This window comes from Chitinophaga sp. MM2321 (assembly GCF_964033635.1).
Classification (GTDB): Bacteria; Bacteroidota; Bacteroidia; order Chitinophagales; family Chitinophagaceae; genus Chitinophaga.
Genome location: NZ_OZ035533.1, coordinates 335,764 through 361,623, shown reverse-complemented (window position 1 = coordinate 361,623; position 25,860 = coordinate 335,764). Strand labels below are relative to the sequence as shown.

The 25,860-nt window shown below is 44.9% G+C and carries 29 protein-coding genes; 8 read left to right on the top strand and 21 right to left on the bottom strand.

Annotated features, from left to right (window positions below; all coding sequences use genetic code 11):
- The first annotated feature begins 99 nt into the window (after positions 1 to 99).
- The 7 genes from rpsF (at position 100) to ABQ275_RS01370 (ending at position 4,084) form a co-directional block, all read left to right on the top strand.
- Positions 100 to 450, top strand: a complete 351-nt coding sequence (gene rpsF, locus ABQ275_RS01400; protein ID WP_349316474.1) for a 30S ribosomal protein S6 — start codon at positions 100 to 102, stop codon at positions 448 to 450.
- A gap of 4 nt (positions 451 to 454) precedes the next feature.
- Positions 455 to 730 carry a 30S ribosomal protein S18 gene (rpsR, locus tag ABQ275_RS01395; protein WP_349316473.1) on the top strand — a complete coding sequence of 92 codons (276 nt, stop codon included), beginning with the start codon at positions 455 to 457 and terminating at the stop codon, positions 728 to 730.
- 6 nt (positions 731 to 736) lie between these two features.
- Entirely contained in the window at positions 737 to 1,183 is a 447-nt protein-coding gene (gene rplI / locus ABQ275_RS01390) for a 50S ribosomal protein L9 (RefSeq protein ID WP_349316472.1), read from the top strand.
- Between the two features lie 285 nt (positions 1,184 to 1,468).
- On the top strand, positions 1,469 to 1,963 hold the full coding sequence (locus tag ABQ275_RS01385; protein WP_349316471.1) for a DUF6169 family protein: 495 nt from the start codon (positions 1,469 to 1,471) through the stop codon (positions 1,961 to 1,963).
- A 28-nt stretch (positions 1,964 to 1,991) separates the two neighbouring features.
- Complete coding sequence (locus ABQ275_RS01380) at positions 1,992 to 2,870, top strand: hypothetical protein (RefSeq protein WP_349316470.1); 879 nt, start codon at positions 1,992 to 1,994, stop codon at positions 2,868 to 2,870.
- A gap of 73 nt (positions 2,871 to 2,943) precedes the next feature.
- Positions 2,944 to 3,537: a rhomboid family intramembrane serine protease gene (locus ABQ275_RS01375; protein ID WP_349316469.1), complete on the top strand. Its 594-nt coding sequence runs from the start codon at positions 2,944 to 2,946 to the stop codon at positions 3,535 to 3,537.
- A 154-nt stretch (positions 3,538 to 3,691) separates the two neighbouring features.
- The gene (locus ABQ275_RS01370; protein ID WP_349316468.1) at positions 3,692 to 4,084 is read left to right on the top strand and encodes a hypothetical protein; all 393 of its coding nucleotides are present in this window, start codon (positions 3,692 to 3,694) and stop codon (positions 4,082 to 4,084) included.
- A gap of 120 nt (positions 4,085 to 4,204) precedes the next feature.
- On the opposite strand, the gene ABQ275_RS01365 is transcribed toward ABQ275_RS01370, so the two are convergent.
- From ABQ275_RS01365 to ABQ275_RS01265, 21 genes are all read right to left on the bottom strand, one after another.
- The gene (locus tag ABQ275_RS01365; protein WP_349316467.1) at positions 4,205 to 5,308 is read right to left on the bottom strand and encodes a D-TA family PLP-dependent enzyme; all 1,104 of its coding nucleotides are present in this window, start codon (positions 5,306 to 5,308) and stop codon (positions 4,205 to 4,207) included.
- A 34-nt stretch (positions 5,309 to 5,342) separates the two neighbouring features.
- Positions 5,343 to 5,804: a RidA family protein gene (locus ABQ275_RS01360; protein WP_349316466.1), complete on the bottom strand. Its 462-nt coding sequence runs from the start codon at positions 5,802 to 5,804 to the stop codon at positions 5,343 to 5,345.
- A gap of 22 nt (positions 5,805 to 5,826) precedes the next feature.
- Entirely contained in the window at positions 5,827 to 7,140 is a 1,314-nt protein-coding gene (locus ABQ275_RS01355) for a gluconate:H+ symporter (RefSeq protein WP_349316465.1), read from the bottom strand.
- Positions 7,141 to 7,214: 74 nt separating this feature from the next.
- On the bottom strand, positions 7,215 to 8,492 hold the full coding sequence (locus ABQ275_RS01350; RefSeq protein WP_349316464.1) for an ABC transporter permease: 1,278 nt from the start codon (positions 8,490 to 8,492) through the stop codon (positions 7,215 to 7,217).
- Between the two features lie 127 nt (positions 8,493 to 8,619).
- Positions 8,620 to 9,993 (bottom strand): NADH-quinone oxidoreductase subunit N, encoded by a 1,374-nt coding sequence (locus tag ABQ275_RS01345; RefSeq protein WP_349316463.1) that lies wholly within the window; start codon positions 9,991 to 9,993, stop codon positions 8,620 to 8,622.
- Between the two features lie 103 nt (positions 9,994 to 10,096).
- Positions 10,097 to 11,512: an NADH-quinone oxidoreductase subunit M gene (locus ABQ275_RS01340; protein ID WP_349316462.1), complete on the bottom strand. Its 1,416-nt coding sequence runs from the start codon at positions 11,510 to 11,512 to the stop codon at positions 10,097 to 10,099.
- Between the two features lie 33 nt (positions 11,513 to 11,545).
- Positions 11,546 to 13,444 carry an NADH-quinone oxidoreductase subunit L gene (gene nuoL, locus ABQ275_RS01335; RefSeq protein WP_349316461.1) on the bottom strand — a complete coding sequence of 633 codons (1,899 nt, stop codon included), beginning with the start codon at positions 13,442 to 13,444 and terminating at the stop codon, positions 11,546 to 11,548.
- Between the two features lie 54 nt (positions 13,445 to 13,498).
- The gene (nuoK, locus tag ABQ275_RS01330; protein WP_106527262.1) at positions 13,499 to 13,816 is read right to left on the bottom strand and encodes an NADH-quinone oxidoreductase subunit NuoK; all 318 of its coding nucleotides are present in this window, start codon (positions 13,814 to 13,816) and stop codon (positions 13,499 to 13,501) included.
- A gap of 48 nt (positions 13,817 to 13,864) precedes the next feature.
- Positions 13,865 to 14,359: an NADH-quinone oxidoreductase subunit J gene (locus tag ABQ275_RS01325; protein ID WP_349316460.1), complete on the bottom strand. Its 495-nt coding sequence runs from the start codon at positions 14,357 to 14,359 to the stop codon at positions 13,865 to 13,867.
- 59 nt (positions 14,360 to 14,418) lie between these two features.
- Positions 14,419 to 14,925 carry an NADH-quinone oxidoreductase subunit NuoI gene (gene nuoI, locus ABQ275_RS01320; RefSeq protein WP_349316459.1) on the bottom strand — a complete coding sequence of 169 codons (507 nt, stop codon included), beginning with the start codon at positions 14,923 to 14,925 and terminating at the stop codon, positions 14,419 to 14,421.
- Between the two features lie 54 nt (positions 14,926 to 14,979).
- Positions 14,980 to 16,023, bottom strand: coding sequence for an NADH-quinone oxidoreductase subunit NuoH (gene nuoH, locus ABQ275_RS01315; RefSeq protein WP_349316458.1), 1,044 nt, complete (start codon positions 16,021 to 16,023; stop codon positions 14,980 to 14,982).
- Between the two features lie 20 nt (positions 16,024 to 16,043).
- Entirely contained in the window at positions 16,044 to 17,141 is a 1,098-nt protein-coding gene (locus ABQ275_RS01310; RefSeq protein WP_349316457.1) for a 2Fe-2S iron-sulfur cluster-binding protein, read from the bottom strand.
- Between the two features lie 77 nt (positions 17,142 to 17,218).
- Complete coding sequence (gene nuoF, locus ABQ275_RS01305; protein ID WP_349316456.1) at positions 17,219 to 18,583, bottom strand: NADH-quinone oxidoreductase subunit NuoF; 1,365 nt, start codon at positions 18,581 to 18,583, stop codon at positions 17,219 to 17,221.
- Positions 18,584 to 18,673: 90 nt separating this feature from the next.
- A complete protein-coding gene (locus ABQ275_RS01300; protein WP_349316455.1) occupies positions 18,674 to 19,171 on the bottom strand; it encodes an NAD(P)H-dependent oxidoreductase subunit E in 498 nt (165 codons plus the stop codon).
- Positions 19,172 to 19,212: 41 nt separating this feature from the next.
- Positions 19,213 to 20,433: an NADH-quinone oxidoreductase subunit D gene (locus ABQ275_RS01295; RefSeq protein ID WP_349316454.1), complete on the bottom strand. Its 1,221-nt coding sequence runs from the start codon at positions 20,431 to 20,433 to the stop codon at positions 19,213 to 19,215.
- Positions 20,434 to 20,446: 13 nt separating this feature from the next.
- A complete protein-coding gene (locus ABQ275_RS01290; protein WP_349316453.1) occupies positions 20,447 to 20,962 on the bottom strand; it encodes an NADH-quinone oxidoreductase subunit C in 516 nt (171 codons plus the stop codon).
- A gap of 48 nt (positions 20,963 to 21,010) precedes the next feature.
- On the bottom strand, positions 21,011 to 21,574 hold the full coding sequence (locus tag ABQ275_RS01285; protein WP_349316452.1) for an NADH-quinone oxidoreductase subunit B: 564 nt from the start codon (positions 21,572 to 21,574) through the stop codon (positions 21,011 to 21,013).
- Positions 21,575 to 21,598: 24 nt separating this feature from the next.
- Complete coding sequence (locus tag ABQ275_RS01280; protein WP_349316451.1) at positions 21,599 to 22,093, bottom strand: NADH-quinone oxidoreductase subunit A; 495 nt, start codon at positions 22,091 to 22,093, stop codon at positions 21,599 to 21,601.
- Positions 22,094 to 22,156: 63 nt separating this feature from the next.
- Entirely contained in the window at positions 22,157 to 23,884 is a 1,728-nt protein-coding gene (locus ABQ275_RS01275) for a hypothetical protein (RefSeq protein WP_349316450.1), read from the bottom strand.
- A gap of 36 nt (positions 23,885 to 23,920) precedes the next feature.
- Complete coding sequence (locus ABQ275_RS01270; protein WP_349316449.1) at positions 23,921 to 24,790, bottom strand: substrate-binding domain-containing protein; 870 nt, start codon at positions 24,788 to 24,790, stop codon at positions 23,921 to 23,923.
- 57 nt (positions 24,791 to 24,847) lie between these two features.
- Positions 24,848 to 25,090: a hypothetical protein gene (locus ABQ275_RS01265; protein ID WP_349316448.1), complete on the bottom strand. Its 243-nt coding sequence runs from the start codon at positions 25,088 to 25,090 to the stop codon at positions 24,848 to 24,850.
- Positions 25,091 to 25,411: 321 nt separating this feature from the next.
- Here ABQ275_RS01265 and ABQ275_RS01260 point away from each other — a divergent pair, with 321 nt between their 5' ends.
- Positions 25,412 to 25,849: a low molecular weight protein-tyrosine-phosphatase gene (locus ABQ275_RS01260; RefSeq protein WP_349316447.1), complete on the top strand. Its 438-nt coding sequence runs from the start codon at positions 25,412 to 25,414 to the stop codon at positions 25,847 to 25,849.
- The last annotated feature ends 11 nt before the right edge of the window (positions 25,850 to 25,860 follow it).

Here is a 25,860-nt window from a genome sequence, read left to right as displayed (position 1 = left end):
TTTAAGGTTTTATGGGTATTGGGAAGTGGAAATTGGGAATAGTTCTGTATCTTTGCGATCCAATTTTTTTTAATTAAAACCATTTAAAACAGGGAATTTATGAACTACGAATTGATGGTGATCTTTACCCCTGTGCTTTCTGAGGATGACTACAAAGCCGCTCAGAAGAAATTCGCCGATATCATTAAAGATAACGGTGGAGAAATCACGCACGAAAATCCCTGGGGATTAAGATCACTGGCGTATCCGATCCGGAAAAAGACTACAGGAATGTATGTTGTTCTGGAGTACAATGCGCCATCCGACCTCAATGAGAAGCTGAAAATCCAGCTGAACCGCGATGAAAACGTATTACGCCACATGGTAACTGCTCTCGACAAGCATGCTGTAGCGTATAACGGTCGCAAGAAACACGGTGTAAACGCTGAATCTAAAACCACTGAAGCTTAAAATTATGGCAGTTAAACCAAAAAAACAGGAAATTAAGTACTTAACAGCCGTAAAAACTGAGAAACGTCAGAAGAAATACTGTCGTTTCAAGAAAATGGGCATCAGGTACATAGATTACAAAGACGGTGAGTTTTTGAAGAAATTTCTGAACGATCAGGGTAAAATGTTACCCCGTCGTATCACAGGCAACTCCCTGAAATTTCAGCGTAAAGTAGCCCAGGCTATTAAGAAAGCTCGTCAAATGGCTTTATTGCCTTATGTTACTGACCTTTTAAAGTAAGAAGTTATGCAAATTATCTTAATACAAGACGTAGATAACCTGGGTCAAAAGAATGAACTGGTTAACGTAAAAAATGGTTACGCCAGGAACTTTCTGATTCCCCAGAAAGTTGCAGTAGAAGCTAGCCCTTCCAACATGAAGCAACTGCAGGAACGCCTGAAAGTGCAGAAAGTAAGAGAAGAAAAACTGCTGGCTGAAATTGCGAAAGTAGTGGAAGTGCTGAGTGCATCTCCTGTTAGAATTGGCGCTAAAACCGGTACTTCCGGTAAGATCTTCGGTAGCGTAACTGGTGTTCAGATTGCCCGTGCAATTAAAGAACAGAAAGGTTACGAAATTGACCGTCGCCGTATTCACATCCTTGATGATGTTAAAGAATTAGGTACTTACAGAGCTCGCCTGGATTTCGGTAAAGGCAACGAAACCGAACTGCAGTTTGAAGTAGTAGCTGAATAATATTTCAACGTTGTTGAATAAAAGAATTTCCCGGGCTGATTCAGTCCGGGATTTTTTTTGAAAAAAAACCGGGCGTTTAGAAGCTGTTAACAAAAGCCATTTTTTACGTAGTTATTTTTGGGGTATATTTGTAATGTAACACAATGAAACCACAAGAAAACATATCAAAGCCTGATCCTAAAATCGTCGCGATTCTGAAGAAGATGATAGAGGATAAGAAATTGATTCATGATTACATTACGAACGGTCGTGATTTATCTGAATTAAAATCTAAAGGCATTAAGTTTGTTCAACCTCTATAAACTTTCTGAGCTAAAAAGCGGATTTTATGAATTCACAACGGAGCAAAACGTTGTGTATGCTGTCTATTTTGGAGATGGGCAAAGCTATTTTCATGATTATCCCGAATTCTCCGGAGAAGTACTCACTTTCGGGTTCGATAGAATCACGGAAACCGGAAAACCCAGGCTGGATATAAATGTAAGATTTACTATCACCTGGCTTATCATTCATTACCTGCAAAACAATCAGGACAAAATACTATTTTTTGTTTGTGACAGTGCCGACAGCAGAGGAGCAGGTAGAAAGAAAATATTTGAACAATGGTACAGGCATCTCAAAGTTGATTATATAGAAATGCACAACGAATCCATTTATACCGGGGATATGGACATCCATTGTTCTATCCTGCTCCACTCCCATAACAGCATGAAGGAGTACATCATTTCCTCCTTCCGGGACCTCAGCCATGCTACTACACAAAAACTCAAATCTTATTAGTATTTTCATACTCATATTATACCGCCGTATGAAAAAATATTTTTATTGTTTGCTGATACCTGTACTCATCACCGCATGCAGTACCAATAAAAACAAACAGGCCGGGCCCCTGCGTTTAACGACCATCACCATACATGGTGATACGATTCCGCAATACACTTTCCGGTACGATAGCGACGGACATCTCGTAGAACTGGTAAAACACAACCAGGAAAATGATACAAACACCACCACTTTCACCTACGACAGCTCCAACCGTATTACAGGTATGGTAGCCACTCACCAGGATAACAGGCGTCAACAGATACAGCAACGTGCCACCGTAAAAACATGGGATAAACACGGCAATGTTGAAGAAGTACAATATTATGATGGCACCGACAAACCCGTAAGGACAGCTAAGATCAGCTGGCAGAAAGGATTACCGGTAGCTATGAAGTACTCTGATTCCACACAGGCCATCAGTTGGGATTATACAGATGGAAATCCCAATTGGAAAAACCTCTGTACTGACTCTGTAACCGGCGGAAATAAAGATACCAGCATCTTTGTACGCAGCGCCAATTATGAATGGGATACTTCTACCAACCCCTTACGCCCGCTTGTCAACCAACTCCTGTTGGGCCCAGGAATTTCTCCGGTACCCGTTGCTGGCCCCTTTGCCGATATTACTTACATGTTGCTGCACATCAGTGCCAATAATCCTACCCTCATTAAAGTAGCCGAAAAGGAAAAATCGGTGTACAAACAATATGCACAGGAATACCAGCGACAAACAACCATCCAGTTCTTTTATGCATATAACAGAAATGGTTATCCCGAAAATGCAAGGGTACACCTGCATACAGAAGGATATACGAAGTTGGGGACGGATACACAGCTCACACTCGATTACTTATACCAATAACACAACGCCCCTTTCGCTTTCAGGAATAATCCGTAACTTTTAGTGAATGGATTTCAGTGCCCGACTCAAAACAATGCCCATAACTCTCCTGCTGATTGGGATGAATGTGATCGTATTCCTGCTCACTACATTAACGGGTATGGATATATGGTGGGGAAACGGCGAACAATTGCTCCACTGGGGGGCCAACTATTGGCCGCTTACCATGCATAGCCAGTACTGGCGCCTGCTTACCAGTATGTTCCTGCATGCAGGATTATGGCACCTCTTTACCAATATGCTGGGGTTATTTATAGTCGGCATGTTCTTGGAACCGGTGCTGCGCCGATATAGATTTGTAATTACCTATCTATTGACGGGTATCCTGGCAGATTATGCCAGCATCTGGTATCATAAAAGTGCAGTGGGCGTAGGCGCATCCGGCGCTATTTTCGGGCTCTATGGCGTGTTTCTCGCATTATTAACCACCTCTCTTTTCCGGCCTTCCGCACGTAAAACCCTCCTGGTTAGTATCAGCCTGTTCGTGGCATTGAATTTTGTAGCTGCCCTCTTTGCGGTAGGAATAGACAATGCTGCACATCTCACCGGATTTCTGAGCGGCATCGTAGCCGGATATATTCTCTTCTTCACTCTCACCAAAGCAGATGGGGCCAGGCTACCAGGGTAATCATCTCCCCATATCATTATTACTTACATTTTTGGCCCTAAATATCATTATACAATGATGAAAAACTATTGCCGGATGATGCAGCGCCAATGGATTGTTTATGGCTATTTAGTATATTTAGATAGCAGTAAACTAACATAAATCCACACCACATATGAAAAAACTGATCGTATCTCTGTTGCTATTATCAGCCATTTGTTCCGTGGTATATGCTGCGAAGATCAGCACGGAATGGCAGGCTCCTACCATGAACATAGAAGGCACCGCTAATTCCATTCTCAGCAAACTGGATAAATCACTTTTTCTGACAGACAAACAAAAACCAAAACTGCTCCCCATCATTAGCCGTTACCTCCAACAAAAAATAGCCCTCCAGCCATTACAACACAGCAATGAAACCGCCTATAAAACCAAGGTAAACAGCATGCAACACGGGCTACAGACAAAACTAAAAGCACTGCTCACCCCCACACAATACACGGAGTTCATGGGATTAAAGCCCAAAACATACGATGAAACCAACGTGTTATCGCAATTGTATTATTAGACCAGGATTAAAGGATAATAGGATTTTTAGGATGGGCGTTATATAATGATCGCGAAGATTATTCGCTAATATCACATATATAACGCCCATCCTAAAAATCCTATTATTCTTTAATCCTGGTTAAATACTAAGTTGTCTGTCCCTCGCTACAATCCGCCAGGTGCCGATGCAGGAATTATTTTCAGCCACATACGCCCTTTCATATAAGGCTACTGTCGGACAAATATGCAGCGGTACCCCATAGAACACAGTGCCTACAGGATATTGCGAAGCGTCTGTTACTTCCACCACCAGGTGTTCTTCACTTTGCGATACTGGTTGCGCCGCTGGTACATTCAGAAAATATACACGCGGTTGCGGGCTCTCGGCAGCGATGGATTTATGTCCAAGGTCAAGGCATAAGTGGTGTTCATCAATAACAGAAATCACTCTCGTAATAACTACGGCGGCCCAGTTAAAGGGTTGTTCCGGTAGGTTGTTGGCATATCCCCAGTCCCAGAATACGAATGTGCCGGGGCTGCACTGAATGCCTGCCCGCTGCGCATGTATAGGAAATGTAGGTGAGCCTCCTGCAATGATCTGCGGTTGTGGCAGGCCACTGTCAAGAATAGCACGGGACAATTCCGCTACAGGTGCGTATGCTTCGTCGCAATGTTGTTTTCGTATAGCCATATCCGTTTCATGCAGATGGCCATCGTATGCATGCAGTCCGGCCGGTGTAATACCCGGTAAGGTGTGCAGGTATTGATACAATGCCAGTGCATCCTTTCCCGGTTTGATACCGGTGCGGTTCATGCCTACATTCAGGTCTATGTAAACAGGCAGCCGACGGGACTGTGCTGCAAACACTTTACTGATAGCCTCCGCAGTGGTGCGGTTATCTACCAGGCAGGAAAAAGCAGTACCCGGATATTTTTGTACCAACTCCAGCAAACGCACCACCTTGGGGCCTACGGGTTGATACGCCAGCAATACATCTGCCGCTGCCAACATCCCCAGCATTTCAGCCTCCGCAATGGTGGCACATTTGAAACGTTGAATACCTGCATCCTGCATCATTTTCACTACTTCCGCAGTCTTATTCGTTTTTACGTGGGGGCGTAACCGTTGTACATCATCTATCATCGTCGTTAAAAGACGGATGTTTTCTGCTACCCTGTCCTTATACATAACAATAGCCGGAGAATCAATCTGGTCTATGTTTGTAAGCTGATACCACTCCATGCTGTTTTGTATTTTTATGATGGAAGATGGATAATTACGCCAGTTCAAACAAGGCTTCTATTTCTACCGGGATATTATCCGGCAAAGAACCAAAACCCACTGCACTGCGCACGCCTATTCCATTCTCTTCTCCCCATACCTGGGCAAACAGCTCGCTGCAACCATTGATAATATACGGATGACGTTCAAACTCAGGAACACAGTTTACCATGCCCAATACTTTGATCACACGTTTTATTTTATCCAGGCTACCGAGGTTGGCTACCAACGTAGACAGGATGGTCAGGCCCACCTGACGGGCGGCCAGCTTGCCTTCCTCCATGGACAGTTCCCTTCCTATACGGCCGATGATCAGACTTTTATCATCCTGCACAGGGCCATGACCCGATGCATACACATGTTTGCCGTCTATCAGCACCGGCTTGTATACGCCTGATGGAGCGGGTGCTGGTGGCAGCTTCAGCCCTAAAGCCTGGAATCTTTCTGTTGGTGTCATATTATTCGTTTATATGTTTACGTTATACAATCATACTTAAAAGTAAAGTACCTGCCAGCCCCGTTACAGAAACGATGGTTTCCATTACCGACCAGGTTTTGATGGTGTCTTTCACCGACAAGTTAAAATATTCCTTGAACATCCAGAAACCGCCGTCATTCACGTGCGAAAACATGAGACTGCCGGCACCGGTAGCCAGCACCATCAAATTGGGGTTTACACCGGAAGAAATAATCATGGGCGCCACAATTCCTGCGGTAGTAAGACCCGCTACCGTAGCGGAACCAATACATACCCGGATGATTGCCGCTATGCCCCAGGCCAGCAACAACGGATGCAGGTGCATATTCTGTAAAGTAACGGCTATATAATCACTTACCTTACTGTCGTGCAACAGTTGTGTCAATGCACCGGAGCCACCTATCACCAGGATGATCACGGCAACATCGCGTACCGCATCATCCATGATCCCCATTACTTTTTTCACCGGCATCTTTCTTCTCAGGCCCAACAGGTACATCCCGTTTAATACCGCCAGCAGCATCACGATCAACGGATCGCCCAGCCAGTTGGCAATACTATAAAAAATACTGGCTTCCGGAATAAGCATTTTAGCAATAGCAGTGAATGCCAGCAACAATACAGGCAACAATGCCGCAAAAAGACTTACACCCATGCCCGGCAACTGATCTTCCGGCATGGGTTCCACCACAAACATTTTTGACGGTGAAGTATTATAATGTTTGAGAAAACGTGAAAACACAGGCCCCGCCAGGATAATCGCCGGAACAGCAACGATAAAACCATACAGCAACGTGAGCCCCATACTGGCATGAAACTGTTGCACCAGTGCTGTAGGCGAAGGATGTGGCGGCAAATAACCATGTGTTACGGATAAAGATGCCAGCATAGGAATACCGAGATATACCACCGGCAGCTTGGTTTGTGCAGCCACCGTAAAGATCAGCGGTACCATCAATACAAAACCGATGTTGTAAAACAACGGAATACCTACAATAAAACCTGTCAACATTAATGACCACTGAATATAACGCGGCCCAAACATATTCATGAGCACACCCGCAATCTTCTGTCCCGCACCGCTTTCTGCCACTAACTTTCCCAGCATACTGCCAAAAACGATGACCACAATAAGCGACCCCAGTATTTTACCGATACCGGTGGTGATGGATTGCGTAATATCCATGATATTCATGCGCAACGCAAGGCCCATGAGCAATGACACAATCAGGAAAGACAGGAAAGTATTCAGGCGGCACCAGGTAACCAATATTACCAATAACAGAATAGCCGCAATAACAATCAATAAGGGCATATAACTTGTCTTTTACATAACGATGGAAAAGAACAAGATAATAAATTGATTTTGGGATTTTATCATTTAGCGGTTTATTCGTACCGCAATGCGATGATAGGGTCGAGTTTAGATGCCTTATAGGCGGGGTAAATACCGGAGACTAAGCCAACAGCTGCGCAAAGACTTACGCCGATAAGAATCCATAGCCAGGGGATTATAAACGAGGATTTAAGCAATGCAGATACAATGTTGCCCAGTAACATTCCCATGAATACACCTATCAATCCGCCCATTACACTAATGATAATGGCTTCATACAGGAACTGGGTACGGATAGTATGGCTGGTGGCGCCTAATGCTTTGGTAACGCCTATTTCACGGGTTCGCTCCGCTACAGATACCAGCATAATATTCATCAGTCCGATAGCAGAACCAAAGAGTGTGATAAAGGCAATAGCGATGGCAAAAAGGTTTACTTTACTCAGGCTGGCAAACAACATTTCTGCGATGCTGTCACTTTTACTGATCACAAAATTATCTTCTTCATTAATAGCCAGTCCCCTGATAATACGGAAAGCGCCGGTGGCTTCTCCCTGTGCCGCATCCATCTGCTTGATATCTTTAACGGCCACACCTATCTGATAACTGGCATTGGGTCGGTCAAAGACCCGCCGGGTGTTATTCACGGTAGTGATCACCACATTGTCCGCACTCATAATGTTGCTGCTGCCTTTGGTAGCCAGCACCCCCACCACGCGGTAACGGATATCCCCTACCCGGATGGTATTATTGACGACATCTTTCAATTTCTTCCCGAATAGTTTTTCGGCCACATCCTTACCAAGTATAGCCACATTACGACCGGATTCCACATCAAGTGAATTGAAATTACGTCCCGCTGAAATCTCATAATTGGAAATATCCAGGTAGCTTTCATCTCCCCCGATCACCTGTACATTCGGATTGGTTTTCTTATCATCTTTATACACGGTAGCAATACCGGAGGCCCGGAAAGAAATGCTCACTGTAGCCGGGAACTTATAACGTTGTTTGAAAAGCAGGGCTTCCTGGTAACGAATGGGTTTATAACTATTGGATTTTTTTACTTTTTTGACATTCTTGTTCCCTTTGGATGCCTTCTCATTATCATCGCCTATATGCACCTGCATGTCCCTGTTGCGGAGGGAGAAACTATTGGCGCCCATACTGGCAAAGCTGGTATAGATGCTATTTTTCATGCTGTCTATCGCCGTAAGGATGCCCACCAGTACTGTGATCCCTACAGCAATGATAGCCACTGTAAGGCCCGTGCGCAGCCTGTTGCCACTCACAGAACGATATGCCAGGGAAAAGATATCCAGAGATTGCATACCAATAAAGTTAACATAATAAGTATTTGGGTATTTATTTATTTTTTGATTTATTTATTTTGTTTCAGCGGTATATCTTCCTTTGAAACAAAATAAATAAATCAAAAAATAAATAAATCTCTAAATATTATAAGTGGCCTATTAGTAAGTTAGGGAACAATCCAAGCACCAGCACGATAGCTACTGCCAGGATCAGCGCAGCTTTGAAGCCGCCGGAGATATTTTCAACTTCGGGATCACCTTGCTTGAAGTACATGGCGATGATCACGCGGAAATAGTAGTATACACTGATAGTAGCGCAGAGTACAGCTATAATCACCAGCCAGAGCAGGTTACCCTGCTGTATGGCGGCAGCCAGTACAAAATATTTGGCGAAGAAGCCGGCGGTAGCCGGAATACCTGCCAGTGAAAACAGGAAAATAGTTACTGCCAGCGCCACCAGTGGCTGTTTGCGGGCAAGACCATTAAATCCTTCAAAAGTGTAGTCTTTTAGTTTCATCAGCACGGCAAATACGCCGATAGTAGCCACACTGTAAGCAGCTGCGTACAGGATAATGCCCTGTGTTGCCATATTGTTCATCGCCACAACAGCAAACAGCATGAAGCCCGCCTGTGCAATACTGGAGTAAGCCAGCATACGTTTTACACTTTGCTGGAATACGGCGCTGAAATTACCCACAATCAGGGTAAGTGCTGTAATGATAGACAGGATCAGTGTCCAGTGTTCGCTGATAGCACCACCCGCAAAACTCACATGGAACATCCGCAGGAAAGCGATGAATCCACCTGCTTTCACGATGGTAGCCATAAAAGAGGTAAATACGGTGGGAGAACCATCGTATACATCTGGTGTCCAGAAATGGAAAGGAGCAGCAGATACTTTGAAAGAGAGCGCAAATACCATCAGGATGATACCGCATAACGACAACGGATGCACGGTTTCAGAGCCGAGTCCCAGTTCTGTTATATTGAAAGTACCGGCAGCACCATAAATAAGGGTAATACCCATCAGCATGATACCGGTAGAGAAAGCACCCATCAGGAAATATTTGAGGGATGCCTCATTGCTTTTCAGGCTTTTCCGGTCGCTACCCGCGAGGATATACTGCGGGATAGACATAATTTCTATCGCCAGGAACAACATCAGCAGGTTGCTGAAAGTGGAGGCCATCGAGATCCCTGCCAGGATAAAGAATATCAGGGCAAAATAGTCTGCCACATGCTCCCCTACTTTTTCAAATTCACTCCCCGACAACAGGAAATATACCAGGGTTAGTCCCAATGCTACTGCATTGAACAGCACGCTGAATTTGGTCACCTCAATCATGCCGTATACGGTATAGCCGCCTAGCTCCACGGATGGATACTGCGCCAGATTAGCAATAAATGCTATTATGATGGCCGCTATGGCAAAGAATTTAATATGCTGCTTATTGCGTACAAATAAACCAACAAACATCAGAACAACGCCCGATAAAGCAGTAGAAATTAGTGCATTCATATTTTTGCGTTACAAAACCCGTTTAAATTTTTCATTTGCATATTTTCAGATTTAGTTATTTAGATTCCGATACTAAATCCCAAAATAACTAAATAAACAAATCTCAAAATACTTTGCCTACCAGATCCAACATCAGTTTGGGATAAACGCCCAGCACCATGATCATGATCACAATCAGGCTTAATGCCAGGGTTTCACCCGGCTGTAAGTCTGTAGTGGTATCCGTTAATTCATTCTTCTCTCCGAAAATCACTTTCTGGATCATGTTCAGGGTATATATTGCTGCCAGGATGATGCCCAATCCCGCAAACGCCATAAACCAATGATTATACTGGAACAATCCGCTGAACATCAGGAACTCCCCGATAAAACCGTTGGTGAGTGGTAAACCGATATTAGCAAGACTGATAATAACGAGGAAGATAGCCATCCGTGGCGCTTTCTGCGCAATACCGCCCAACTGGTCCATATTCTTCACGCCCAGGCGGTTCTGTATAAATTCTATGATGATCCACAAACCAATGATGTTGATACCATGGTTAAACATCTGTACCATTACCCCCTGCATGCTTTGCTCATTATTGGCAAAAATCGCAGCGCACATCAACCCTACGTGGGCGATGGAAGAGTAAGCGACCAGTCGTTTCAGATCATTCTGTACCATGGCTATACACGAAGCATAGATGATACCGATAACAGACAGCACGATAGCCACATCAGACCACATGGCAGCGCCTTGCGGCAGCACCGGGATCAGCCAGCGGATCACGCCAAACAAACCCATCTTCACCATTACACCTGAAAGAATCATAGTGACCGGTGTAGAAGATTGTTCGTAAGTATCCGGCTGCCAGGTATGGAAAGGGAATACCGGCATCTTGATGGCAAAGGCCACAAAGAACAGCCAGAACAGCCATTTCTGGTCTTCTACATTCAATTGCAGGCTGGTAAAAGCTATCCAGCTGAAAGAATGATCAGGTGTCTGGAAATACAGGTAGATAATACCTACCAGCATCAACAATGAACCCAGGAATGTATAAATGAAGAATTTAAAGGTAACGGCTATACGTTTTTCACCTCCCCACAGTGAGCAGAGGAAATATACAGGTATCAGCGCCAGTTCCCAGAAGATGTAAAATTGCAGGGCATCAAAAGCGGTGAAAACACCGGTCATACCAGCCTGCGATAATAACATCAGGCCATAAAAGCCGTTGGAACTTTCGTAGTTGCGGTTATAGATAGTAAGAAAAACAAGGAGAAAAGCAATGGCCGTGAGTAAACACAGCATCATGCCCATTCCGTCAACCCCTACGCTGAACTGACTTCCCAGTTGCGGAACCCAGCTGGCAACAAAAGAAAGACTGTCAGGAGCCGTATGCAAACGGCATGCTGCTGCTATTGCTACCGCCACCGTTGCCAGGGACGAAATCATGCCCAGCACTTTAGGCCCGGACCCCTTCAGACCAAATGCAATAAGGCCCGCCAGGAGAGGAATCAATATTAATAAAACTGTCAACATAATTTATCTGCGCTTGTAACTTCCGCTATTGGTTTATAATAAGAATCCGATCACAAATAATAAGATCATACCGATCACCATGGCAAAGATGTAAAATCCTACCTGCCCATTCTGCACAAGGCGGATCTGCTGGCTGCCCCATTGTACACTGCGCCCTACTCCATTTACAAGCCGGTCTATCCCTGCTTTTTCAACGGTATCACGGAAGAAGCGGGAAAGCTCCTGCAGTGGTTTTACAATGATTGCATCATACAGTTCATCTATATACCATTTGTTTTCGAGCACTTTTGCCAGACCGGTATTCTCCTGACCCTTCTCTTCATAAGCGGCAAATTTCTGACGCGCCAGCAATATGAATACAATCACCAGCACACTACTCACACCCATCAGTAACCATTCTGTTGTGTGTGACAGGTGATGTTCCAATACAAAAGGAGCAGACGGCGCAAAGATCGGTGACAGGTATTCTGCCAGCGCATTCTTCACACCAAATACTTCGGGTAAACCAATATAACCACCAAAGATGGATAATACAGCCAGGATGATCAAAGGAATGGTCATCGTAGCAGGACTTTCATGCAGATGATGTTCCTGTTCATGGGTACCACGGAATTTACCGGAAAAAGTAATGTAGTATAAACGGAACATGTAAAAGGCGGTCATCAGTGCGCCCAGCAGTCCCAGTACATACAGTACAGGGTTGTTGGCGTAAGCATGCGCCAGTATTTCATCTTTGGAAAAGAAGCCGGAGAACCCCGGAATACCGGCAATAGCCAGGCATCCTACCAGGAATGTCCAGTGCGTGGAAGGCATGAACTTTTTCAGGCCACCCATCTTACGGATATCCTGTTCGCCACCCATGGCATGAATAACAGAACCGGAACCGAGGAACAATAAAGCTTTGAAGAAAGCGTGCGTCATGACGTGAAACACGGCGGCAGAGTAAGCACCTACACCCAGGGCGAGGAACATATAACCCAACTGGCTCACCGTAGAGTAAGCCAGCACTTTCTTGATATCATTTTGTTTCAGTGCAATAGAAGCCGCAAACAACGCAGTAGCCAGACCAATGATCGCAATCAGCGTCTGGATATGGGGCGCCAGCGTATAAAGCACGTTACTGCGGGCAATCATATAGATACCAGCGGTAACCATCGTAGCCGCGTGGATCAGTGCAGATACCGGCGTAGGACCCGCCATCGCATCAGGCAGCCAGGTATATAAAGGAATCTGTGCAGATTTACCCATCGCACCTACAAACAGCAGGATCGCTATGGCTATAATCGTTGGATTGTTGATACCCAGCGGCGCTGCTTTGGCAAATACTTCCGGAAAAGTAACCGTGCCGAATTGCAGGATCATAAAGAAGATCCCGATCAGGAAACCAAGATCGCCGATCCGGTTCATCACGAATGCTTTTTTAGCCGCGTTATTATAACTGTTATTTTTAAACCAGAAACCAATAAGCAGATAAGAACATAATCCTACCCCTTCCCATCCAATGAACATCATTACATAGTTGGCGCCTAACACCAGGATGAGCATGGAAAAAATGAAGAGATTGAGATAAGCGAAATATCTCGCAAAACTCTCATCGCTTTCATCATGCATATAAGAGGTGGAGTAAATATGGATCAGTGTACCTACGCCGGTGATTACCAGGAGAAATAAAACACTGAGCTGATCTATCTGAAATGCAAAGGGAATGTGTAGGGTGCCTACAGAAATGAAATCAAACAGGTGTACTACCTGTGCCTGAAATCCAGGTTCTTTTACCTGCAAAAATATCAATACGCTTACCACGAAGGAAGCCAACACGGTGCCGCTTCCAATAAATCCTACCAGGGACTTGGACAAAAATCTGCGCCCCAATCCATTTATCAGGAAACCCAATAACGGTAAAAATGGTACCAGCCAAACTAGATTAATCATTTATCAATTCTATTTACGACGTCGAAACAATTAATAATTAAGAAGAAAGAACTATTAATTCTTCAGCCTGTTAAGAATATTTATATCTACGGAGTGTGTATTTCTGTAGACCATTGTAATAATTGCCAGCCCCACTGCTACTTCTGCAGCTGCTACCACCATAATGAAGAATACAAACAATTGTGCCGACCCTGCATCTACTCTCCCGGCATCAGCCCACATCTTGGAAAATGCCACCATCAGCAGGTTTACCGCATTCAGCATCAGCTCTATGCACATAAATATGATGATCGCATTACGACGCATCAGCACACCCATCACACCTATGCAGAACAAGGCGATACTCAGGAATATGTAATATTGAACAGGCATAATAATTTTGAGATTTTTTGATTTTGAGATTTTATACCGAACCCCGTCTTAATCTTTTTTACCAATAACAACTGCACCTACCATTGCACTGAGAAACAGGATACTGCTCACCTCAAATGGTACTACATATTGTTTGAATAATGTTTGACCCAGATTTTTGATCAGTCCTACATCTGTCGCTTCAGGTCCTAATGCCGGCATACTCGCATCACGCAGGGCGGCTACCAATACCACCAGCAATGCACCGCCACTGATAGCGCCGGCATATTTCAACCAGTTACGCTTTTGTGGTTCCAGGTCAGCATTCATGTTCATCAACATCATCACATAAAGGAACAATACCATGATGGCGCCCGCATATACGATGATATGCACCACAGCCAGGAACTGGGCATTCAGCATAATATAATGCCCTGCTATGGTAAAGAAGGTTACGATCAGGCACAATACACTCGTCACGGGATTCTTGCTCAACACCACGCCCAACGCCGATACCAGGGCGATGAACGAAAGCACCATGAAAATTATTTGTTGTATACTCATTCCCATCTCTGCTATGTTTGACTATTGTATTTTTTAGCTAATGTGCGCTGTGAATAATATTATTTACCCTGCTCTTTCGGATCAGGAATCAGTAAATCATCTTTTCCATAAATAAACCCTTTACGCTGATAGTTAGATGGAGCAAAGGTTTCAGACATGTAAATCGCATCTTTGGGACAAGCCTCTTCACAAAATCCACAGAAAATGCAACGCAGCATATTAATCTCATACTTCGCTGCATACTTCTCTTCTCTATACAGATTTTCTTCTCCCGGCTTTCTTTCTGCCGCTTCCATCGTAATCGCTTCCGCCGGACATGCTACGGCACACAATCCGCAGGCAGTACATCTTTCACGTCCTTCTTCATCCCGGTTCAATACATGTAACCCACGGAACACCGGGCTGAAATCACGTTTTTGCTCAGGGAAACTAATGGTTGCCTTACGTTGAAAAAGGTGCTTTATAGTCACCAACATTCCTTTTGCAATAGCAGGAATATATAGTTTCTCCATGAAGCTCATCGGTCTTCGATCTACTGCTTTCGCCCTGTTTGTTAATGCTTGCATAGTAAATGCTTTATATAGACCACACTTTTCAGTGTGTATCAGGTAAACAATTAATTAGTGTTGACGCATCAGTACCACTGCTCCGGTAATCAGCATATTGGCCAGCGCCAAAGGAATCAGGATCTTCCAACCCAAACGCATCAGCTGATCATAACGGAATCTCGGAACGGTCCAACGCACCCACATAAAGAAGAATATAAACAAGAGTGTTTTAATAAACAACGCCAGGAAACCCAGTATTGTCAGCATGTTCGGACTCAATCCCAGACTGTCCATAAACGGGAAGGCATAGCCGCCGAAGTACATGGTAGCAATCAGTGCGGAACTGATGAACATATTGATATATTCTGCAAAAAGGAAAAAGCCCAGTTTCATGGAAGAATATTCCAGGTGATAACCACCATTTAATTCATTTTCTGCCTCCGGCAGATCAAAAGGCGCCCGGTTACATTCTGCAAAAGCACAAACCAGGAAGATAAAGAAGCCCAGTGGCTGATACACGACGTTCCACAAGCTATGGCGTTGCTGTTCCACGATTTCTTTCAGACTCAGGGTACCTGTGAGCATCAGCAATGCGATCAGGGCAAGCCCCATCGGCAATTCGTAAGAGATGATCTGGGAAGCCGCGCGTACAGAAGCCAGCAGGGAATATTTATTGTTGGAAGCCCAGCCGCCTATCATAATACCATACACGCCCATACTCACTACCGCAAAGATGAACAGGATGCCGATGTTTACATCTGCGACCTGCAGGGAAACGGTGCGGCCACCAATGGTGAGGGTATCACCCCAGGGAATAACGGCACTGGTCATACAAGCCACCAGCATGGCAATAGAAGGCCCGAGGATAAAGAGGAAACCGTTAGAGTTGGTCGGAATAATTTCTTCTTTGAAGAAGAGCTTACCACCATCTGCCAGCGGCTGCAACAAACCTATGGGGCCTGCACGGTTGGGACCCAAACGATCCTGGATCCAGGCCGCCACCTTTCTTTCTCCCCAGGTAGAATACATGGCCACTACCAGCGACAGCACCAATACTACTGATATCAACAGTACTTTTTCAATAATGAACAACCAGTCTATGCTTAATAACGTCATTTCCAATTACGAATTACGAATTACGAATTACTGTGATTAAAGTCATCCGAGTGAGCCGGACCATCGATCTTTGACAAATCTATATCGGGTCTGTTTACTTCACTTGTGGAGTGAATGTCGAACAGCAGTTTAGGCTGTCTTCCACTCATTACTTCCACCAGCGCATCTTTCGGCGTTACGGTATTCACATAATGTCCCTGAGAAATAACACTGTGACGGCTAATTTTGCGTGGGCCTTCAATGATCCAGTCTTTCGCTTCTTTTTTATCAAAGCGGCAGGTATCACAGATAAAATCTTCCACTTCACCATATTGATCCTTGCGGGCAGTTACGCGGAATACTTCATTACCCCGCATCCACACCACTGTTTTACCGCAGCATTTTTCGTTCTCACAGTCGCGGTGTGCATCCATTGGTTTGAGGAACCATACCCTGTTTTTGAAACGGAAGGTCTGGTCTGTCAGGGCGCCTACGGGACAAACATCAATAACATTACCGATAAAGTCGTTGTCGAGTGATTGCTGAATGTAGGTACTGATTTCGGAAGCGTCTCCGCGGCCCAGTATACCGTGTTCACGTTTATTGGTGAGCTGATCAGCGGTGTACACACAACGGTAGCAAAGGATGCAGCGCGTCATGTGCAATTTGATCTTATCTCCTATATCGATTTTTTCAAAAGTTCGGCGTTTAAATTCATAGCGGGTGCTGTCTGCACCGTGTTCGTAGCTCAGATCCTGGAGGTGGCATTCGCCGGCCTGGTCGCATACGGGGCAGTCCAGCGGATGATTCAGCAGCAGGAATTCCACTACACCCTTACGGGCCTCCTGTACTTCCGGAGAAGTGATGTTGGCTACTTCCATACCATCCATCACGGTAGTACGGCAGCTGGCCACCAGTTTAGGCATGGGACGTGGATCAGCTTCGGAGCCTTTGGATACTTTTACCAGGCAGGTACGGCATTTACCACCGCTACCCTGCAACTTGGAATAGTAGCACATAGCCGGCGGCACAATGTCCCCACCAATCTTCCGGGCCGCATTCAGTATAGTAGTACCAGGTTCGACCTCTACGGAGATGTTATCGATCTTAACCTTAAATAATTTCTTTTCCTCCGCCATCTTAATATCTTTTTTGCTCTTTTCAGGGAGCAACGTTTATTTATATATTGATTCCTTGTTCAGTATATGTATGACCGTTATATAGCTGCGGCTTCCGGTACCGGCAGCGGGTCAGCATAATGTGCCAGGCCAAAGTTGCGGGTGATCGCTTCATCCGGGTTTTTCACATGCCATTCAAATTCATCCCGGAAATGACGGATAGCAGCAGCTACCGGCCATGCGGCGGCGTCGCCGAGCGGGCAGATGGTGTTGCCTTCTATCTTCCGTTGAATATCCCACAACAGGTCTATATCACTCATTTTCCCTTTACCATACTCAATATTGTTCAGTACTTTCTTCATCCAGCCGGTACCTTCCCGGCAAGGGCTGCACTGTCCGCAGCTTTCGTGGTGGTAGAAGCGGGCAAAAGTAAGCGTATTACGAACAATACACTGGTCTTCATCCATCACAATAAATCCGCCGGAACCCAACATGGAACCGGTGGCAAAACCACCATCGTTGAGGCTTTCGTAGGTCATCATGCGGGTTTCTCCTTTGGCAGTTTTCAACAGCAGGTTAGCCGGTAGCACTGGTACAGAAGATCCGCCAGGGATACAGGCTTTCAGCCGTTTACCATTTTTGATACCGCCGCAATATTCGTCTGAATAAATAAATTCTTCTACAGAGATGTTCATTTCGATCTCATAAACACCGGGTTTATTGATATTCCCGCAGGCCGAGATCAGTTTGGTACCGGTAGATTTGCCGGTGCCGTATTTAATATATTCGTCGCCGCCGATGTTGATGATAGGCACCACAGCAGCGAGGGTTTCTACGTTGTTTACTACGGTAGGGCATTGCCATAATCCTTTCACAGCCGGGAATGGCGGCTTGATACGGGGATTGCCGCGTTTGCCTTCCAGCGATTCTATCAGGGCAGTTTCTTCTCCGCAGATATAAGCGCCGGCGCCGCGCTGTACATATATTTCGAGGTCAAAGCCGGTACCCATAATATTTTTACCAAGCCAGCCTTTGTTCTTTGCTTCTGCGATGGCCTGTTCCAGGATATCAGGAATCCAGGCATATTCACCACGGATATAGATATACGCACTGTTAGCACCCAATGCAAAGCTGGAGATGATCAGGCCTTCTATCAGCAGGTGCGGAATAAATTCCATCAGGTAGCGGTCTTTAAACGTACCGGGTTCTGATTCATCCGCATTGCAAACGAGATAACGGGGCACACCTTCCGGTTTTGCGATGAAGCTCCATTTCAGGCCGGTAGGAAAACCTGCACCACCACGACCTCTCAGGCCGCTCTTCTTCACTTCTTCCAGTACGCCTTCGGGGCCTATGCTTTTCAGCGCCTTCTCCGCTGCCGCATAACCGCCATTACTCCGGTAAGTATCATAATACCGGATACCTTCTATATGTGCTTTGTCTAACAGTAATTTGCGTCCCATTTTCTTCCTTATGGTTTAATGGTGATTGGTTAACCACGCACCATCAACAGATTTGTGTGATATATCTTTTATGCCTTGCGTATACCCGTATCAATTTGCTTTAGCCTTGCATTCCGCGATGATCTCATCCACCTTTGCAGGTGTCAGGTGTTCACGGAAATGCTTGCCTAACTGCATCATGGGTGCGTATCCGCAGGCGCCGAGACATTCTACCGTTTTAAGGGTGAATAAGCCATCGGGGGTAGTTTCACCTACGCCGATACCCAGCTTGCTCTTTATATAGTCAATGATCTGGTCGGAACCATTCACCATGCATGGGCCGGTCTGACATACCTCAAACAGGTATTTGCCAACAGGCTTCAGGTTGAACATGCTGTAGAAAGTTGCCACTTCATACACTTCAATCGGCTGCAGTTGCAGCAAAGAAGCAACATAGTCCATCGTTTCCGCACTCAACCATCCATCAAATGCTTCCTGCGCCAGATGCAACACCGGTATCAAAGCACTTTTCTGCCTTCCTTCCGGATAGCGTGCAATGATCTCTTTTACTTTATTCAGTTTCTCTTCAGAAAATTGAACCACAGCCATTATTTTAATCAGCTTTAATCTTCAAAAATTCGTGTATGCTTTTACGCATCCAGCTCACCTGCAATCAGGTTCAGACTACTCATGCACACAATAGCATCACTCAACATAGATCCCTGTGACAGCTCGGCATAGGCCTGATAGTAGATAAAACAGGGACGACGGAAGTGCAGCCTGTAAGGGCTCCTACCACCATCGCTGATCAGGTAAAAACCCAATTCACCGTTGGCGCCTTCCACCGCATTGTATATTTCTCCCGGTAATATTTCTATCTCACCCATCACAATTTTAAAGTGATAGATCAGTGCTTCCATTTTCGTATATACATCCTCTTTATCCGGAAGATAATAGGCAGGTACATCTGCATGATACACATCATCGGGCAGGTCTTTCAACTTATCCATCGCCTGACGGATAATGCTGAGACTTTCCCACATTTCTGCGTTGCGCACCTGGTAACGGTCGTAGCTATCGCCGGTAGTACCTACCGGAACAGCGAAATCAAAGTCCTCGTAAGAGCAGTACGGACTCGCTATACGTACATCGTAATCAACGCCGGCAGCACGCAGGTTAGGACCTGTAAAGCCGTAACTGAGCGCCCTTTCCGCACTGATACCACCTACACCCTGCGTACGTTCCATAAAGATACGGTTGCGGGTAAGGAGGGTTTCAAATTCTCTCAGTACAGCAGGATATTCTGCCAGGAAACGTTCTATTTTCTGGAAGGCAGCCGGTGTGAAATTCCTTTCAAAACCGCCGATACGGCATATGTTCGTCGTAAGACGGGAGCCGCATACTTCCTCGTAAATTTCGTAGATGAGTTCACGGTAGGTCATCAGGTATACGAAACCTGTTAACGCACCGGTATCCACCCCCATTACCGAACTACAGATCAGGTGATCTGCAATACGCGCCAGTTCCATGATGATCACGCGCAGATAATCCACCCGCTTAGGCATTTCAATGCCCAGCAGCTTCTCTACGGTGAGTATCCAGCCGATATTATTGATAGGGGCCGAACAGTAATTAAGGCGGTCTGTAAGTGGTGTAACCTGGTAATAAGGACGGCGTTCCGCGATCTTTTCAAATGCACGGTGAATATACCCTACGGTAGATACAGCACTGACAATCCTTTCACCATCTATTTCCAGTATATTCTGAAATACGCCGTGTGTAGCCGGGTGGGTAGGACCCAGGTTCAGTGTGGTCGTAGTCTTTTCTATGGAGCCTTCCGGCAGCTTTATATGTTGTTTCTGCTCTAACATATCCTAAGTTGAATTAAATGTTTCCGCCCCGACCAAACATCTCGTCGTCTTTGTCTATACGCATAGCGTCTTCCAGCGGGAATTCCTTTCTCATGGGGAAATAATCCATTTCGTCCACGTTCAGGATACGAATCAGGTTAGGATGACCTACAAAGTCAATCCCGTAAAAGTCATATGTTTCACGTTCCATCCAGTTGGCAGATGCATACAGCATAGTGGCTGTAAATACCTGTGGTGCTGCAACGGGTGCGTATACTTTCAGGCGCAGCCTAACATTATCCTGCAGGTTGTGCAGGTGATAAACTACCGCCAGTTCTTCGTCTTTTCTTTCCGGATAATGCACAGCAGTGATATCTGTCAGAAAACGAAAACGCAACTCCTCGTCGTCAAACAGGAATTGCATTACTTTCAGGTTATAATCTTTCTGTGCAGTCAGGGTAAGCATCCCAAACGGCTCTTCAAAACCGGTCAGCACATCTCCAAACTTCTCTGTCAGGCGTTGCTGTATGCGTTCGTTTGTTAAAGACATTAACAATTTGAAATTTACTTGTTACGATTTACCATTCACACTCACTATCTATTTGATACCGTAGGACTCCATCAGCTCTCTGTACCTGTCTGAATTACGGCGGCGGAGGCTTTCCTGTCCTACCAGGTCCTGCACCTTCATGAAGCCGTCTATGATGCCTTCAGGTCTGGGAGGGCATCCCGGCACATATACATCTACCGGTATTACCTGGTCGATACCCTGTAATACGGAATAAGTATCAAAGATACCACCACTGCTGGCGCAGGCGCCTACTGCCATTACCCAGCGGGGTTCAGCCATCTGCAGGTATACCTGGCGTACAATAGGGCCCATTTTCTTGGAAATAGTACCCATCACCATGAGCAAGTCACACTGGCGGGGCGTAAAAGCCATACGTTCCGCGCCAAAACGTGCCATATCATAGGTAGCCGCCATAGTAGCCATAAACTCAATACCGCAGCAGGATGTCGCAAACGGCAAAGGCCAGATGGAATTTTTACGTGCCAAACCTATCACTTTATCAAAAGAGGTGGCATAAAATCCTTCACCGGAATATCCCTCAGGGATTTCCACCATCTTCACCTTATTATTATATTGAACCGGACGAGCCATTTGATTAAGATTTAAAGTTTAAGATTAGTCTTCCCACTTCAGTGCTCCTTTCTTCGTTATGTAGATAAATCCACACAAAAAGAAGCCCACAAACATCAGCATAGCCATAAAACCTTCCCAACCCAAATCTTTAAAGTTAACAGCGTATGGGTAAAAAAAGATCACTTCCACGTCAAACAACACAAAAAGGATGGCAGTCAGGAAATATTTGATTGCCACGGGCTGTCTGGCATTACCTTTCTGCTCAATCCCACTTTCAAAATTAATCAGCTTATCGCTTGTTTTACGCTTGGGACCCATAAAGTGAGTGGCTAGCATGGTGATCCCCACGAAACCTAAAGCAGCAATTAATTGCAATACTATAGGGAAATAGCTAAAAGGAGTAGTCGTTGCTGACAAAAATACAGTATCTGTATACATAAGCTTCCCGATAAAAACATTGTCCGAATGCGCAAAAATACTGCAAGTAAACCAAATATCAAATCTATTAGGATTTAAAATATTATCTTTTTTTGCCAAACGGGAACTAAAAAACCCCCTGAAGTACAGGGGGTTTTACTTTATTGAACAAAAGTCAATTGATTATTTCTTGTTTTGTCCGGGTTTCGGCTTAGGAGCACTCACGGGCGCCGCCTTGGTAGAATCCTGGTTTTCCTTGATCTGCTTAACAGTAGCATTATTCGGATCTATAGACAGTACTTTATCAATATAAGTCTGCAGATTCGCTTTATCTTCCTTGTTATAGAAATAGATCATCATGTACTGGTAAGGGTACATTAACTGGGTAGGTTTCATTTTTTCAGCACCGCCTGCTTCAAAGAACTTTTCGAAATAAGGAACAGCGAGACCTAATTTGGCGTCAGAATCTTTCGCCATGTTAGCACGACCTCTCCAATATAATCCAAAAGCTTCCTGTTCAGGGTATTTGGCTACGAAAGAACCAAAAGTGGAATCAGCAGCATCGTAATCACGTGCATAGAGTTCCATGGTACCTTTCCAGAAATAATCCTGGATCTTGCCGGTATTGGCTTTATCATCAAAATCGTTCACCAGTTTGGTATACCATTCAGCAGAACGTTTGTAGTCACGCAGTTTCTTGAAAGATTCTGCTACGAGACGGTAAGTGTCTGCATCTTTGGTCGTATCTGAAGTAGCATAATTCTCCAGGTACATAGAAGCCAGGGAATCGTTAATAGCTGCCTGTGCGGAATCTGCCACTACAACGCGGCCATAGATTTCACTCAGCAATTTATAATCCAGTGGTTCCAGTTTGCTTTCACCAACACTTTTTACATATTCATCCATCACCTGTTTAGCACCCAGTGAATCGCCTTTCTGCAGGTATGCATCTCCTATCAGGCGGCTGAATTTGCCTTTATAAACTTCATCAGCACCTGCTAAAGCAGCTTTACCTTTGGTGATCGCATTTTCATAATCTTTCTTGAAGAAAGAGATAGAAGCAGAATAGTAGTCATTCTTCAGTTTATCAGCCGGATCAGCTACCTGCATGTATTTTTCCAGGTAATCAGCCGCTCTGTCCCATGACAACTGGTCTTTCTTAGGTGTGGTGTAAAACAGGAACAGTTCGTGGAAGGCAGGTGCATATTTGGGGTCCAGGTTTGTAGCCTTGGTCCAGTCAGCCACCGCTTCAGCTTTCAGCCTGGCGTTGTAGTTTACCAGCCCTTCTTTCATCACAGCTTCCGCGTTATTTGGTTCCAGTTCGAGTGCTTTTTCGTAAGTGGAAATAGCTTTACCACCATTTTCGCCACCGAGGTAGCGGTAAGCATCGCCTAACTCAATATAATCAGCTGCAGTAGCAGTGTATTGTTGTTTTTTCTTACGGCCTTCATTGTTCAGGAGTTTCTCCATCACGGTGAGTGCATAAGCGCGATCGCCACCTTTTACTTCTGTATTGGCATCAGCAATAGCACGTGCCACGTCACCATCACGGCCTTCAGTAGCGGTGCTGGCAGCTTCAAATTTTGTTTTGGCAGCAGCAGCATCACCTTTGATCAGGTCAATCCTTCCCATAGCTGCCTGTAATAAAGCAGAGGTAGGAACGGTCTGTAAACCCTTCTGGAAAGTAGCGGCAGCGCCGGCATTATCTTCCAGTGCGAGTTGTGCTATCCCCATGTAGTAATAAGCTTTGTCATCCGTAGGTTTCGCAGCAATCACTTTCTCAAAAGTCTGTTTTGCGGACAGATTCTTACCATAATACAGGTCTTTCAATCCATCCTCCACAGATTGAGCCATCACGCTACCTGAGGCGGCGCACAGCAAAGCTACGAGTAAACTTTTCCGTCTGTTCATTTGCAATCTGGTTTTAGTTTTAGTTGTGTTTTTTTATTATTTAAGATTGGCTTCCCTGAATACCACATTCAACCTCGCCGGAAATAACCGGGCCTGCTTAATAACCAGCTGCCCCTCATAACTTCCGAGGAAAGTTGCAAATCCTGTGCCCAAGCCATGATGGGTTTCTTTCAGGCAATAATAGAAACCTCGTTTTAATGGATATGAGCCAATACCAATGTAAGCCTGGTAAGGTCTTACAAATTCTGATCCGCCGTCTGCTCTTAACTTTACTACTCTTACCTTATTCGTAAAAGCCATGGCCAATGAGTCATCAGGATCAGAGATCCAGCTAACACCAATTACACCAATAGCGTTTTTGTTTTTGGATACATAATCAATCACTTCAGGATTAGTTTTTGCCGCCATTGTAGTGGTGGGCAAAGGTTTACCTTTATTGATGGAATCCCGAATATAGCGCACCGTGCTTGAGTTGGCATTATCAAACACCAGCTGCCATTTTCTTTCCGTGTCAGTGCCGTCCATGATCGCCCGTACCTGGTCCATCGTAAGGATGGAGTCCGGATTACTGTTGTTCACGACCAGCGCAAGCGCATCCCAGGCCAGCAGAAGGCTGTTCGGAGTGATTTTTGTCTTCTTGATATAATCACGTTCCTCCTGGTTAAAATCGCGCGTCACTATTACCAGACGTGCGCTATCATTTAAAAGATCTTTAAAACAATCAGCCTCCGGTTTATAGGTAGGGATGATATGTGCCTTAGGATACAATGATTCGAAAACTTTTATCTCTGAATCAATCAGCGGTTTATAGGTTTCGTCCACACTGATGTGAATGGTGCCTTCCGATGAAGTATCTAATTTCTTCGCATTGGGATTCGGACCACAAGCCGCCATTAGCAAAGTCACAGCTGATAAATATACAGCATTCGTTTTAGTAAAACTGAAAAACATATCAACCTCCCTTTAGTTCCTGTTAAAAAAAATCTTCCTGATACCATTATATACCCTGAAAACACCGTAGAGCACAAGTACTGCACCCAAAGCTGTCATCATCTGAGGGGATATACGGAACTCTCCCATACCCAGTTTTTCCGCAAAGATTGCGAAGAGACCAAAGAGAATAAAGAAGATTCCTCTTATCAGTTCACCCATTGGCCTGTACTTGTTTTCCAGTCGTCTGTTTGTTTGTTCTTCCTGCATTTCCATGTTGCGAGTTACAATTATACAAAAAAATATTTTTTAATCTGGTATTGAGAATTTTAGAAAAATGTTAAAAAACAGGGCCAAAACCAATGCCATTTGCTCTGCCAGCTTCAATTTGGGTCATTTTTTCAACATGTTTTAATTTTTTGATCTAAAAATTGATCATTGCCTGCGAATTACAATTAACATAAGATCGTGTATTGTAAGGTAAGATATTGGTATTATCAGCACTTTTGATGATAAACTACCCGATAAAGATGCAAATGGGCAAAGATTTCCATAATATCTTGTAGGTTTGCGGGCTGATAATCAATTTTTATACGCATGAAGATACTGATGGTATGCCTGGGTAATATTTGTCGCTCCCCGCTGGCGGAAGGCATTATGCGGCAGCTGGCAGCAGCAAAAGGACTGGACTGGGAAATTGATTCTGCCGGCACCGGTAACTGGCACGTGGGCGACCCACCGGATCACCGCTCGGTAAAAGAAGCCCGCAAACAGGGCGTGGACATCTCCAGCCTGCGCGGCCGGCAGTTCCGGCCCGCCGACTTTGACGCATTTGACCAGATCTATGTAATGGATCGCAGCAACTATAACGATGTAGTACGACAGGCCCGTAATGAAGCAGATAAAGCCAAAGTACATTTTCTTTTGGAAGATGAAAAAGAGGTGCCCGACCCCTGGTATGATGACGCTCTCTTTGCCCCGGTTTACAAATTGATTTACCAGGCATGCGAATGCATTGCAGATAAAAAGCAGTAAAACTTTTAATA